Source organism: Collimonas sp. GW821-FHT07E08 (assembly GCF_059418905.1).
Genome location: NZ_JBWKQR010000025.1, coordinates 1 through 12,924, shown reverse-complemented (window position 1 = coordinate 12,924; position 12,924 = coordinate 1). Strand labels below are relative to the sequence as shown.

The window sequence follows — 12,924 nt, the reverse complement described above, 5'->3', positions numbered from 1 at the left end:
ACATGGATATTATTCTTGCGTTAAAAGTGCTCATCATGGGCCTGGTCGAGGGATTCACCGAATTCCTGCCTATCTCGTCGACCGGCCACCTGATCCTGGCCGGCAGCTTGCTGGATTTCACCGCCGACATCACGCGGGAAAAAGCCGAAGTGTTCGAGATTGCCATCCAGGCCGGCGCGATTTTCGCAGTGTGCTGGGAATACCGGGCCCGCATCGGCGCGGTCCTGCGCGGTCTCGCCAGCGACCCCAAGGCGCGCAAGCTGGTCGTCAACCTGGTCATCGCGTTCGTGCCGGCAGCGCTGCTGGGCCTGTTTTTCAGCAAGATGATCAAGGAAAAACTGTTTGCGCCTTTGCCGGTGGCGATTGCGCTGATCGTCGGCGGCTTCATCATCCTGTGGGTCGAGCGCCGCAACAAGGGCGGCGACCGTGTCGCCCGGGTCGAGTCGGTGGACGACATGAGCGCGCTCGATGCATTGAAGATCGGGATTGCCCAGGCATTTGCGCTGATCCCCGGCACCAGCCGTTCCGGCGCCACGATCATCGGCGGCATGATGTTCGGCCTGTCGCGCAAGGCCGCGACCGAGTTTTCGTTCTTCCTGGCGATTCCCACCCTGTTTGCCGCCACCATCTATTCCCTGTACAAGGACCGCGCGCTGCTGTCGGCCGCCGACATCCCGCTGTTTTCGATCGGTACCGTTGCCGCGTTTGTTTCGGCATTCCTGTGCGTGCGCTGGCTGCTGCGTTATATCAGCAGCCATGATTTCACCGTGTTTGCGTGGTACCGGATCGTGTTTGGCCTGGTGGTGATAGTGACCGGCTACACAGGCTGGGTGAATTGGACGCATTGAACCGGGCTTCCGCAGAAAAGTTGGCCGGATTTTAAAAACGGCCGTTATTTGATCCTGAACAGGAGAGTGTTGTGGCAGGTGTATGTTCCGCTGGTACCGATATCGGGTTTGCATCGCTGGATTACGTGCAGGTCGCGATCCTTGGCGTAATTCAGGGCATCTCTGAGCTATTACCGATTTCTTCCACTGCGCACATGCGCATCGTCCCGGCCATACTGGGCTGGCACGATCCAGGCTCGGCATTTTCCGCGGCGATGCAGCTGGCTGCGCTGGCTGCCGTCGTCAGCTACTTCTGGCGCGACGTGCGCGAGGTGACGGTCGGCAGCATCACGGCGGTGCGTGAGCGCAATTTCAGCAGCCCTTCGTTCCGGCTCGGGGTGGCGATCGTCCTGGCGACGATCCCGATCGGGATTGCCGGCCTGGCGCTGGCGCCGGTGCTGAACGCCTGCGGCTCGCCGCTGCGCAGCCTGAGCGTGATCGGCTACGCCTGTATCGCCATGGGCGTATTGCTGGCGATTGCGGAATTGAGTTGCCGCCATCGCCGTACGGTCGGCGAGATGCGCCTGCGCGACGCGCTGATTGTCGGCCTGGCGCAGGTGGGCGCGCTGATCCCGGGCGTGTCGCGTTCCGGCTCCACCTTGACCGCCGCCTTGTTCCTCAATTTCAAGCGCGAAGAAGCCGCCCGCTTTTCTTTCCTGCTCGGCCTGCCGGCGATCGCCCTGGCCGGCTTGAAAGAGCTGCTGGTGCTGTTCCACCTGCATATGCCGGCGGAAACCTGGATGCTGCTGATTTTCGGCCTGGTGGTCGCCAGCGTCTCGGCGTTCGGCGCGATCTGGGGCTTGATGAAATTCCTGGAACGCTTCTCGACCTGGCCGTTTATCGTGTATCGCATCGCTTTGGGGATTTTCCTCCTGGCGGCGGTACACAACGGCTTCCTTAATTAAAAGAAAACTTCGCCAAGTATTTAATGCCACATTCAGATGCATCCGCCGGTTCCGACCCGCAAGCACTCCATATACTGCAAACGGTATTCGGTTATCCCTCTTTCCGTGGCCAGCAGGCTGAGATTGTCAGCCATGTAGCCAACGGCGGCGATGCGCTGGTATTGATGCCGACCGGCGGCGGCAAGTCGCTGTGCTACCAGATCCCGGCCCTGCTGCGGGACGGCGTCGGCGTGGTGGTGTCGCCGCTGATCGCGCTGATGCAGGACCAGGTCGATGCGTTGGCCGAAGTCGGGGTGCGCGCCGCTTTCCTGAATTCGACGCAAACCTACGAAGAAGCTTCGCAGATCGAGCGCCGCGTGCGCAGCGGCGATCTCGACCTGGTGTATGTGGCGCCGGAGCGCTTGCTGACTCCGCGCTGCCTGGACCTGCTGGAGTCGTCCAAGATTGCCTTGTTCGCCATCGACGAGGCGCATTGCGTATCGCAATGGGGCCATGATTTCCGTCCCGAATACATCAAGCTGTCGATCCTGCATGAGCGCTTCCCGCAAGTGCCGCGGATTGCGCTGACGGCGACCGCCGACCAGCAGACCCGAGAGGAAATCGCGCTGCGCTTGCAGCTGGAGCAGGGCGCGCGTTTCGTTTCCTCTTTTGACCGTCCCAATATCCGCTACCAGATTGTCGAGAAAGCCAACGGCCGCAAGCAGCTGCTCGATTTCATCCAGAGCGAACATGCGGGCGACGCTGGCATCGTGTATTGCTTGTCGCGCAAGAAGGTGGAAGAAACCGCTGAATTCCTGGAACAGCAGGGGATCCGGGCCTTGCCCTACCATGCCGGCATGGACTATGCGCAACGAACCAAGAACCAGGGCCGCTTCCTGCGCGAGGACGGCATCGTGATGGTGGCCACCATCGCCTTCGGCATGGGGATCGACAAGCCGGACGTGCGTTTTGTCGCCCATCTGGATCTGCCGAAAAGCATAGAGGGCTACTACCAGGAAACCGGCCGCGCCGGCCGCGACGGCGCCCCTGCCAATGCCTGGATGGCGTACGGCTTGCAGGATGTGGTGCAGCAGCGGCGCATGATCGACGAATCCGAGGCCGGCGAAATCTTCAAGCGGGTGCTGGGCGTCAAGCTGGATGCGATGCTCGGCCTGTGCGAGACCTTGCATTGCCGGCGCGTGCGTTTGCTGGAGTATTTCGGCCAGGGTTCCGAGCGCTGCGGCAATTGCGATACCTGCATGAGCCCGCCGGTATCGTTCGATGCGACCGTGGTGGTGCAAAAGCTGCTGTCGACGATCTACCGGGTCGACCAGCGTTTCGGCGCGATGCATGTGATGGATGTGTTGCGCGGCATAGATTCCGACAAGATCAAGCAGTGGCGCCATGACCAGCTTTCCACCTTTGGCATCGGCAGCGACCGCAGCGAAGCCGAATGGCGGGCGATCCTGCGGCAGTCGATTGCGCTGGGCCTGATCACGGTCGACCATGAGGCATACAGCGCCCTCAAGCTGACCGATGCGGCGCGGCCGGTATTGCGCGGCGAGCAGCAGGTGCAGTTGCGCGAGTACCAGAAACCGGTCAAGCAGAAGCGCAGCGGCAGCAAGCCAAAAGGTTATGTCGAAACCGACCTGTCGACGCTGGAGCAGGCGATTTTCGAGAAGCTGCGCTGGTGGCGGGTCGAGACTGCGCGCAAGCACAATGTCCCCGCTTACGTCATCTTCCACGACGCCACCATGCGCGAAATCGCCAAGGCGCAGCCGTCGTCGCTGGATGACCTGCGCGGCGTCAGCGGCGTCGGCGAGAAAAAACTGGAGACCTACGGTGCGGAAATCGTTGAGCTGATCGCCGAATTTGCCTGACGTCTCGGCGGCGCTCGACAGCAGCGCCGCCCAATTCCTTACACCGTAGTGCCCAAGGCCGCCATCAAGGCTTGGCGGATTTTCGCTTCTTGCGGCGCTACGCCAAAACCCACCATGACGCCCTGTGCATCAAAGAAGCGGCAAATGGTAGTCGCGCCATCCAGTTCGGTTTCCCAGCGGCCGGCCGCCACTGCGTGCGACGGCGGCGGCACCAGCGCCAGCGGATAGCTCGGGGTCTTGACGATCACCGGCGAATGTTTCAGGTCGATCGCGGTATCTTCGCCCGTCAGGGTCTTGGCTATCGCGCGCGCCGCGGTAAGGATCGGCGCGATGTAGGGCAGGGGACTGGTGCGGCCTTCGCTGTCGACGCGGTACTCGGCGCAATCTCCAAGCGCATACACGTCGGCGGCGCTGGTGCGGCCATGGCTGTCAATCATGATGCCGCGGCCGGTAGCCAATTTGGCTGCTTGCGCCAGCGCCAGGTCAGGACGCAGGCCGACTGCGGACAGGACCACATCGGCAATCACCACTTCGCCGTTCGACAAGGTGAGCTTGATCGCGCCGTCGGCGTGGTCGATGCTGGCGGCGGTGGTTCCGAGCTGGAGGGCGATGCCGCGCGCAGTCAGCGCGGCATGCAAACCTTCCGATAAAGCCGGCGCCGCCAGCGCAGCCAACGGCAGCGAATTGGGATCGATCAGCGTCACCGTGTGGCCATGCGCGGCGAGGTCGTCGGCGAATTCGCAGCCGATCAGGCCGGCGCCAAGGATCGCCACGCGCGCCGTTGCCTGCTGGTCAGGCAGCAGCTTGGCGCGGAAGGTGGCGTAGTCTTCGATGTGATTGACCGACAGCACGCGGTCGGCGGCGTCGCCGGCGATGTTCAGCCGGATAGGCTGGGCGCCCACCGCAATCACCAGATGCGCGTATTCGAAAGCGCCCATGCTGGTATCGACCACCTTGGCCGCGGTGTCGATGCCGTTGACGCGGGTCTTGGTCATGATGTTGGCGCCGATCTGTTCCGCCATCTGCACCGCGCTTTGCGAGATCAGCTGCGCCGCCAGTTTCTTTTGCGCGAAAGCGTTGGACAGCATCGGCTTGGAATAGAAACCGCCATCGTCGGCAGTAATGATCAGCAGCGCGGCCGCCTTGTCCAGCTTGCGCACCTCGCGCGCCAGAGAATATGCAGCCATGCCGGCGCCGATGATGATGATGGGTTTCATGAATGTCCTGAACGATGGTTGGGATAGTGACGAGCGCGATGCGTGGTGCCGGCCGCCGCAACGTGTGCGGCGGCTAATTTTACAACACGCGCTCAGATTTCAACCATTTCAAAATCAGCCTTGGCGACACCGCAATCCGGGCATTCCCAGCCGGCGGGCACGTCTTCCCATTTGGTGCCGGCAGCGATGCCGTCTTCGGGCCAGCCCGCGGCTTCGTCATAGATCAGTCCGCAAACGATGCATTGGTAAGTCTTCATTTTGTTCCTGTGAGTGTCGAAATATGATGAGGCTTGGCGGCGCAATGGTATTGCAATGCGGCGGCCGCCAGATGTTTGCCGTGATTATGCTGCACGCAGGGCGTCGAGCGCGTTCTGGTAATGATTGGCGTGGCGTTCTTCCACTTTGGCCAGCGCGGCGAAACGCTTGGCGGCCTTTTCCAGGGTGCGCTTGAAGTTTTCCGCATGTTCCCTGGATTCGGCGATCTGCTCGTCGTATTCGGCGACGGCGGCCTGGTTGCCTTCTTCTATCGCCAGGTGGCGGAATTTCGGATACATCTCGGTATATTCGTAAGTCTCGCCTTCGATCGCGATTTCCAGCGACTTGGCCGGGGTCAGCTGCGCTTTTGGATACAGCAGGTCGAGATGGCCGAAAGCATGCATGACTTCCTGGTCGGCGGTATCTTCAAAAATCCTGGCGACGTCGTCGGCGCCGGCTTCGCGCGCCAGCTTGGCGAAATAGCGGTATTTGATATGGGCCATGGACTCGCCGGCGAAGGCTGCTTCCAGGTTTTCGATGGTGACTGATTTATTGCTGTTGCCTTGGTTTGCCATGATGATCTCTCAGTTGATCCCGGGAAGGAAGTGTTTTGCAATTGATCGAGAGTTAATGATAGTTTTTATTTATTAATATGGAAAATTGATTATCTATATAGGGCTGATAGTTTTTAAGATTAAATTTCTATAATCAAATAGTTTTTATAAATCGCCCTATGAAATAGCCATTCACCATGCGAAATTCACATGGTCGGCCGCGACCAGTCTGATAAAATCAATGACTTTCACTTGTTACGCTTGGGGACAGACGCATATGGATTCGATGATCGATAAAAAAGAAGAACTTCGTCAACAATTGCGTCAGGCGGCGCTTGAGTACCACGAGTTTCCGACCCCGGGGAAAATCAGCGTTACCCCGACCAAGCTATTGACCAACCAGCGCGACCTGGCGCTGGCGTATTCGCCAGGCGTGGCGGCCGCTTGCGAAGAAATCGTGGCCGATCCGGCCAATGCTTTCCGCTACACCGCGCGCGGCAACCTGGTCGCCGTGATCACCAACGGTACCGCCGTGCTTGGCCTGGGCAACATCGGGCCGCTGGCGTCGAAGCCGGTGATGGAAGGCAAGGGCGTGCTGTTCAAGAAATTCGCCGGCATCGATGTCTTCGATATTGAAATCAACGAAACCAATCCGGAAAAGCTGTGCGACATCATCGCTTCGCTGGAGCCGACCTTCGGCGGCATCAACCTGGAAGACATCAAGGCGCCGGAATGCTTCGAGATCGAACGCAAGCTGCGCGACCGCATGAAGATCCCGGTATTCCATGACGACCAGCACGGCACCGCCATCATCGTCGGCGCCGCGATCCTGAACGGCCTGAAAGTCGTGGGCAAAGACATCAAGAGCTGCAAGCTGGTGGTGTCGGGCGCGGGCGCCGCGGCGCTGGCCTGCCTGGACCTGATCGTCGACCTTGGCTTCCCGATCGAAAATATTTTCGTCACCGACCTGGCCGGCGTGGTCTACAAAGGCCGGGTCGAGCTGATGGATCCGGACAAGGAACGTTTCGCCCGCGAGACCGATGCGCGCACCCTGGCCGAACTGATTCCCGGCGCCGACATTTTCCTCGGCCTGTCGGCCGGCGGCGTGCTCAAGCAAGACATGGTGAAGGCGATGGCGGCACGGCCGCTGGTGCTGGCGCTGGCCAACCCGACGCCTGAAATCCTGCCGGAAGATGTCAAGGCGGTGCGCGACGACGCCGTCATGGCGACCGGCCGTTCGGACTATCCGAACCAGGTCAACAACGTGCTGTGTTTCCCGTACATTTTCCGCGGCGCCCTCGATTGCGGCGCCACCACCATCACCCGTGAAATGGAAATCGCGGTGGTGCATGCGATCGCCGAGCTGGCGCAAGCCGAGCAGTCGGACATCGTCGCAACGACGTATGGCATCACCAACCTGTCGTTCGGCCCCGAGTACATCATTCCAAAGCCGTTCGATCCGCGCCTGATGATCAAGATCGCGCCGGCGGTGGCCAAGGCTGCCGAGGCATCCGGCGTCGCCAGCCGTCCGATCAAGGACATGGAAGCCTACATCGACAAGCTGCAGCAGTTCGTTTACCGCAGCGGCACGTTCATGCGGCCGCTGTTCCAGGCCGCCAAGAAGACGTCGGCCGAGAAAAAGCGCATCGTGTACGCCGAAGGCGAAGAGGAGCGCGTACTGCGCGCAGTGCAGGTGGTGGTTGACGAAAACCTGGCGCGTCCGATCCTGGTCGGCCGGCCGGCGGTGCTGCAGCAGCGCATCGAGCGTTTTGGCCTGCGCCTGAAAGCGGATGTCGATTTTGAAGTCATCAATCCTGATTTCGACGAACGCTATCGCGACTACTGGCAGACTTTCCTGGCGATGACCAAGCGCCAGGGCGTGACCGAACAATACGCCAAGCTCGAAATGCGCCGCCGCCATACGCTGATCGGTTCGATGGCGATCCACAAGGGCCATGCCGACGGCATGATCTGCGGCACCTACGGCACTACCAGCCTGCATTTGAACTATATCGACAAGGTGCTGGGCCGCCGCGATGGCGTCAATGTCTACGCCGCCATGAATGCGCTGATCCTGCCGAGCCGGCAGCTGGTGCTGGTCGATACCCATGTCAACGAAGATCCGACTGCCGAGCAGCTGGCGGAAATCACGATCCTGGCCGCGGAAGAAATGCTGCGTTTCGGCATCAAGCCGCGCGCTGCCTTGCTGTCTCACTCCAACTTCGGCACCAGCAACAGCGCTTCGGCGCAAAAAATGCGGAATGCCTTGGCCATCATCAAGGAGCAGGCGCCGGATCTGGAAGTGGACGGTGAAATGCACGGCGACACCGCGCTGGATACCGAGCTGCTGCGCAAAGTGATGCCGGATTCGGCCCTGAAAGGCGACGCCAACCTGCTGGTGATGCCTAACATCGACGCCGCCAACATCGCCTACAACCTGCTCAAGAATACTTGCGGCAACGGCGTTGCGGTTGGTCCTATCCTGCTCGGCTGCGCCAAGCCGGTCCATATCCTGACGCCGTCGGCCACCGTGCGCCGCATCGTCAACATGACTGCGTTGTGCGTGGTGGATGCGATTTCCGCGCGCTAAGCCAGGAACAGCAATAAAACATCGGCAGGAATAGAAGGACCCAGCTTTACCGCCAAGTGACCGGCGGCAAAGCTGGGTCTTTTTTTTTGTGCCATACATCTCCGGCGCGGATAAAACGTGTAAATTGCAATAAAAACAGTGGCATTCCCATGTTAAAAGATACGCGCCAGGAGATGCGATGCCCCAATATCCCAAGAGCCCGCTGATGGGGCAGATGATGAGCCAGCCATTGCTCATCTCCAGCATTATCCAGCACGCCGACCGCTATTTCGGCCGCAATGAAATCGTGTCGCGGCGGGTCGAAGGTGATCTCCACCGTTATACCTATAGCGATTGCCACCGGCGCGCGCGCAAGCTCGCCAATGCCTTGGCCGCGCTTGGCGTGGGCATGGGCGAGCGGGTCGCTACGCTGGCCTGGAACGGCTACCGGCACATGGAAGCGTACTACGCGGTGTCCGGGTCGGGAGCGGTGCTGCACACCATCAATCCGCGCCTGCACCCCGACCTGATCGGCTATATCGCCAACCACGCCGAAGACCAGTACCTGCTGTTCGATATCTGCTTCCTGCCGCTGGTCGAGGCGGCCGCGCCGCTGGCCAAGACCATCAAGGGCTACATAGCCTTGTGTGCTGCTGAACACATGCCGCCGGAGAGCAAGCTGCCCAACCTGCTGTGCTATGAAGCGCTGCTGGAGGCCGGTTCGGACGACTACGACTGGCCCCTGTTTGACGAGAATTCAGCTTCCAGCCTGTGCTATACCTCCGGCACCACCGGCAACCCCAAGGGCGCCCTGTACTCGCATCGTTCAACGGTATTGCATTCGCTGGCGTCGATCATGCCCGACACCATGAACATTTCGGGGCGCGACGCCGTGTTGCCGGTGGTGCCGATGTTCCATGTCAATGCCTGGGGTTTGCCGTACGCGGTGCCGATTACCGGCGCGAAGATGGTGTTTCCGGGCGCCGCGCTGGATGGCAAATCGCTGTATGAACTGTTCGAGCAGGAGCAGGTGACGATCTCCGCCGGCGTGCCGACTGTCTGGCTCGGCCTGCTGAATTACATGGACCAGAACCAGCTGAAATTTTCCAGTTTCAAGCGCACCATCATCGGCGGCTCCGCCTGTCCGCCGGCGATGATGCAGGCTTTGCGCCATCGTCATGGCGTCGAGGTGGTGCACGCCTGGGGCATGACGGAGATGTCGCCATTGGGCACCTCCTGCTGCCTGCAGACCAGGCATCTGTCGCTGCCGGTCGAACAGCAGGAATTGCTGCTGCAAAAGCAGGGCCATGTGATCTACGGGGTCGACATGAAGATTGTCGACGACGCCGGCAAGGAACTGCCGTGGGATGGCGAAACCTACGGCAATCTGCTGGTCAAGGGGCCGTGGATCATCGATACCTATTTCAAGAATGAGGGCGGGGCGGTGCTGCAGGATGGCTGGTTCGCTACCGGCGACGTGGCGACCATCGACGCCGACGGCTACATGCAGATCACCGACCGCAGCAAGGACGTCATCAAGTCAGGCGGCGAGTGGATCAGCAGCATAGACCTGGAAAACATCGTGATGGCGCATCCGGCAGTACAGATGGCCGCTTGCATCGGCATCTTTCATCCGAAGTGGGATGAGCGGCCATTGCTGGTGGTGGTCCGGAAGCCGGGCATGGAAGTGGACAGCGCGCAGCTGCTCAAATTTTTCGAGGGCAAGGTCGCCAAATGGTGGACGCCAGACGATGTGGCGTTTGTCGACGCCTTGCCGCTGGGCGCCACCGGCAAGCTGCTGAAAAACAAATTGCGGGAACAGTTCAAAGGATATGTCTTGCCAACCGCCTGACGCCTGGCGCCGGCGGGTTTATTCAAATTCTCCCGCCTGTTTCCATGGCACGCGTCCGGTCTGTACCTTGTTGGCGGCGCGATCGCAATGATCGGGATGGTCGTCAAAAAACATGTGCGGCTTGAAGGCGGACAGCACATCCGATTTGACGATGCCGCCCATGAAAAAGGTTTCGTCGATCGCTACATTCCAGGCGCGCAGGGTGCGGATCACCCGTTCATGGGCCGGCGAAGAGCGCGCCGTGACCAGTGCTGTGCGGATAGGCGCCGCATGTCCGTCCGGATTCTTGAAATTATTCTGGATATAGGACAGCGCCAGCAGCAGCCGCGCAAACGGACCTTGCGGCAGCGGCAGCAAGGCGTTTTCGCGCTCGTGTTTTTCAAAGGCTTCAATCCCCTCGGTCTGGTAAATCCTTTCCGACTCATCCGAAAAGATCACGGCGTCGCCGTCGAAAGCGATACGGATCTGTTCCAGCTCTTCCAGCGCGTTCTCCGGCTTTTGGTACAGCAAGGCCGCCGCCACGCCGGAGTTGACGGCTGCCTGCACGTCATCTTCATGCAAGGACAAGAACAGGCTGACATTGAAAGCCTGCAGGTAGGGCGCCAGCGAAGCGCCGCCGGACAATACGGCGCGCGTGATGTCGAGGCCGTAATGCTTGATCGAATTGAAGATGCGCATCGAGGTCTCGCTGGAATTGCGCGACATCACGACCACTTCGACAAAACGCTGGCCAGTCAGGCGGTTCAGTTTCAGCAGCGCTTTGACCAGGGCGAACCCGGCTCCCGGCTTGAGGATTTCATTTTCGTTGAGCAGCTGGTGGCGGCGATATTCTTCCAGGCCATGCTGGCGAAAGATGGCCTCTTCGGTCTCCAGGTCAAATAGCGCGCGGGATGAAATCCCGATCACCAGCAAATTATCTAAGGACTGCGGCATGGGCGGTGGTCTTAAGGATGTAGCGGGAGCGCTCATTATAGGCGCTTGCTTAGGCACCGACGGGGCAGCAAGGCCGAGTTTGTCTGGTGGTGTTTTTTGCAATGATTCTTGCCGTGTTGAAGGCGGCATGTTCCCTGCTGTTACGTTACATGTAACGTGTCAAAGGCCTCCGCAGTAACGGCCGGCATTTTCCTGGAAGGTTATTGGAAATCGCTGTTAGTCATTGATTTTAAAGATATTTATTTTCGATTTGTGAAATTGGATGAGCTGCGCGGACAGCTGTTTCGAGGGTATTTCTGGCTGGCACGCTCTTTGCGAAAAGACAGTAGGCAGAGCTTTATCCGATTCATCAAAAAGGGAGATAGATCATGAAAGCATTGAAAAAGAACGGGGTGCTTGCAGCATCCATATTGCTGACGGCATTGTTGGCAGGTTGCGGCACCAGCGACGGTTCGCTTAGCCATACCGCGACGCCCGCAGGCAGTAGCCCTGATGGCAGCGGTACGCCTACCAATCCAGTTACGCCAGTCACGCCGGCTGCCAGTTCATCCAATCTGGTTTCGAACCTGGGCACCACCGTATCAAGCGTAGGTACAGCGGTAGACGGTGTCGGCAGCACGCTGATCAACCAGCTGCCGCTGGTCACACCTGCCACCAAGACTGCATTGAACGGCGTGGTTGACAATGCCAGCGGCATTGTCACCGTGCTCGGCGGCGGCTTGGCGAATGGCCTGGGCCAAATCGGCACGGCGCAGAATCCGATCGGCATCACGGCCGGCAGCGCTGGCGGAGTGGTGGCCCAGGTCGGTGCTACCGTCAACAGCGCCGGCCAGGTAGTCACCAGCCTCGGCAGCAGCGGCCCGCTTAGCGCCCTGGCGCCGGTGACAGCACCGGTCGGCGGCCTGGTCAGCACCATCGGCAACACCATTTCCGGCACCGTAGCGCCAACGCTGACTACCGCATTGACCACCGGCCCGGTACAGCAAGTCACGCAAGCGGTGAGTACCGCGATCGTGCCATTGACCAACACTGCGGCGACCTTGCTCCAGACCGCGGGTAACGCGACTGCTTTGAACCAGCCGGCCAATCTGCTGCTGGGCGTGGTGGGCGGCACTGTCGCCAGCGTCGGCAGCGGTTTGACCAACTCGGGCGTGCCTGTCGTCAGCAATGTCGGCCCGGTCGTGAACAACGCCGGCAACCTGGTGGGCAGCCTTGCTGTCAACGGCATAACCACCACCGGCCAGCCGTTGCTGGGCAACCAGACCGGCGGCGTCTTGCAGCCGGCTGACAATGCGCTGATTGGCGCCATTGCCGGGCCATTGGCTCCAGTGGTCGGCGTGGTCAACGGCCTGACTGGCAGCCTGACCGGCGGCCTGGGCAGCGCAGCCGGCGGTAGCGGACCTCTCGCGCCTGTCACCGGCCTGTTGGGCAGCTTGACCGGCGCTGTGAGCGGCGCCGGCGGCAGCAGCAATCCCTTGGCTCCGGTAACCGGCCTGCTCGGCAGCGCGAGCGGCGTGGCCGGCACCGGCGGCAGCACTGGCAACCTGCTGGCGCCAGTGACCAACCTGGTCGCCGGCTTGACCACGACGGTGTCCTCCGGCGCTGCCAGCACCACAGGCAGCGGCCAAACCTCAGGGCTGCTGAGCGGCTTGCTGGGTGGTTTAACCAAAAAATAAGCAGTAGCGGTGGTATGCAAAAAGCCTTGGTTTTTACCAAGGCTTTTTTTTGGGTCATGACCCGTCCTGAATTAGGTTGACACTTTTTCGATGAAGAGAAGGAGTGTCAGATGGAGCAAGCGATACGGCGTAGCCAACGGGATTACAGCCTGGCTTTTAAATTGAGCGTTGTCGAGCAAGTAGAAAAAGGCGAGATGACGTACAAGCAAGCGCAAAA

Annotated in this window: 10 protein-coding genes; 6 read left to right on the top strand and 4 right to left on the bottom strand. The window is 60.3% G+C overall.

The genetic code is table 11. The annotated features are described in order from the left end of the window. Positions 1–2: 2 nt before the first annotated feature. The 3 genes from AC07RZ_RS22890 (at position 3) to recQ (ending at position 3,651) form a co-directional block, all read left to right on the top strand. A complete protein-coding gene (locus AC07RZ_RS22890) occupies positions 3–848 on the top strand; it encodes an undecaprenyl-diphosphate phosphatase (protein WP_494669707.1) in 846 nt (281 codons plus the stop codon). Positions 849–919: 71 nt separating this feature from the next. Further along, a complete protein-coding gene (locus AC07RZ_RS22885) occupies positions 920–1,792 on the top strand; it encodes an undecaprenyl-diphosphate phosphatase (protein WP_494669706.1) in 873 nt (290 codons plus the stop codon). Between the two features lie 23 nt (positions 1,793–1,815). Beyond that, complete coding sequence (recQ, locus tag AC07RZ_RS22880; protein ID WP_144742379.1) at positions 1,816–3,651, top strand: DNA helicase RecQ; 1,836 nt, start codon at positions 1,816–1,818, stop codon at positions 3,649–3,651. Positions 3,652–3,689: 38 nt separating this feature from the next. Here recQ and AC07RZ_RS22875 read toward each other — a convergent pair whose 3' ends face one another. The 3 genes from AC07RZ_RS22875 to AC07RZ_RS22865 form a co-directional block, all read right to left on the bottom strand. Next, the gene (locus AC07RZ_RS22875; RefSeq protein WP_494669705.1) at positions 3,690–4,868 is read right to left on the bottom strand and encodes an FAD-dependent oxidoreductase; all 1,179 of its coding nucleotides are present in this window, start codon (positions 4,866–4,868) and stop codon (positions 3,690–3,692) included. Between the two features lie 92 nt (positions 4,869–4,960). Then, positions 4,961–5,125: a rubredoxin gene (locus AC07RZ_RS22870; protein WP_494669704.1), complete on the bottom strand. Its 165-nt coding sequence runs from the start codon at positions 5,123–5,125 to the stop codon at positions 4,961–4,963. An 84-nt stretch (positions 5,126–5,209) separates the two neighbouring features. Next, on the bottom strand, positions 5,210–5,698 hold the full coding sequence (locus tag AC07RZ_RS22865) for a rubrerythrin family protein (RefSeq protein ID WP_144742382.1): 489 nt from the start codon (positions 5,696–5,698) through the stop codon (positions 5,210–5,212). A 256-nt stretch (positions 5,699–5,954) separates the two neighbouring features. On the opposite strand from AC07RZ_RS22865, the gene AC07RZ_RS22860 reads away from it, so the two are divergent. Together AC07RZ_RS22860 and AC07RZ_RS22855 are read left to right on the top strand one after the other, a co-directional pair. Then, positions 5,955–8,267, top strand: a complete 2,313-nt coding sequence (locus AC07RZ_RS22860) for an NADP-dependent malic enzyme (protein ID WP_092396810.1) — start codon at positions 5,955–5,957, stop codon at positions 8,265–8,267. A gap of 178 nt (positions 8,268–8,445) precedes the next feature. Continuing rightward, positions 8,446–10,098: a 3-(methylthio)propionyl-CoA ligase gene (locus AC07RZ_RS22855; protein WP_494669703.1), complete on the top strand. Its 1,653-nt coding sequence runs from the start codon at positions 8,446–8,448 to the stop codon at positions 10,096–10,098. Positions 10,099–10,116: 18 nt separating this feature from the next. On the opposite strand, the gene AC07RZ_RS22850 is transcribed toward AC07RZ_RS22855, so the two are convergent. Continuing rightward, positions 10,117–11,031 carry a 5'-nucleotidase gene (locus tag AC07RZ_RS22850; protein WP_092396814.1) on the bottom strand — a complete coding sequence of 305 codons (915 nt, stop codon included), beginning with the start codon at positions 11,029–11,031 and terminating at the stop codon, positions 10,117–10,119. Positions 11,032–11,399: 368 nt separating this feature from the next. Between AC07RZ_RS22850 and AC07RZ_RS22845 the strand changes: the two genes are divergently transcribed. Continuing rightward, positions 11,400–12,707 carry a collagen-like triple helix repeat-containing protein gene (locus tag AC07RZ_RS22845; RefSeq protein ID WP_494669702.1) on the top strand — a complete coding sequence of 436 codons (1,308 nt, stop codon included), beginning with the start codon at positions 11,400–11,402 and terminating at the stop codon, positions 12,705–12,707. Positions 12,708–12,924 lie beyond the last annotated feature (217 nt).

Excerpts from the sequence above, each read along its gene's own strand:
- AC07RZ_RS22860 (WP_092396810.1), top strand. The coding sequence starts at position 5,955 with ATGGATTCGATGATCGATAAAAAAGAAGAACTTCGTCAACAATTGCGT.
- AC07RZ_RS22865 (WP_144742382.1), bottom strand. The coding sequence starts at position 5,698 with ATGGCAAACCAAGGCAACAGCAATAAATCAGTCACCATCGAAAACCTG.
- AC07RZ_RS22890 (WP_494669707.1), top strand. The coding sequence starts at position 3 with ATGGATATTATTCTTGCGTTAAAAGTGCTCATCATGGGCCTGGTCGAG.
- AC07RZ_RS22870 (WP_494669704.1), bottom strand. The coding sequence starts at position 5,125 with ATGAAGACTTACCAATGCATCGTTTGCGGACTGATCTATGACGAAGCC.
- AC07RZ_RS22845 (WP_494669702.1), top strand. The coding sequence starts at position 11,400 with ATGAAAGCATTGAAAAAGAACGGGGTGCTTGCAGCATCCATATTGCTG.
- AC07RZ_RS22875 (WP_494669705.1), bottom strand. The coding sequence starts at position 4,868 with ATGAAACCCATCATCATCATCGGCGCCGGCATGGCTGCATATTCTCTG.
- AC07RZ_RS22850 (WP_092396814.1), bottom strand. The coding sequence starts at position 11,031 with ATGCCGCAGTCCTTAGATAATTTGCTGGTGATCGGGATTTCATCCCGC.
- AC07RZ_RS22855 (WP_494669703.1), top strand. The coding sequence starts at position 8,446 with ATGCCCCAATATCCCAAGAGCCCGCTGATGGGGCAGATGATGAGCCAG.
- recQ (WP_144742379.1), top strand. The coding sequence starts at position 1,816 with ATGCCACATTCAGATGCATCCGCCGGTTCCGACCCGCAAGCACTCCAT.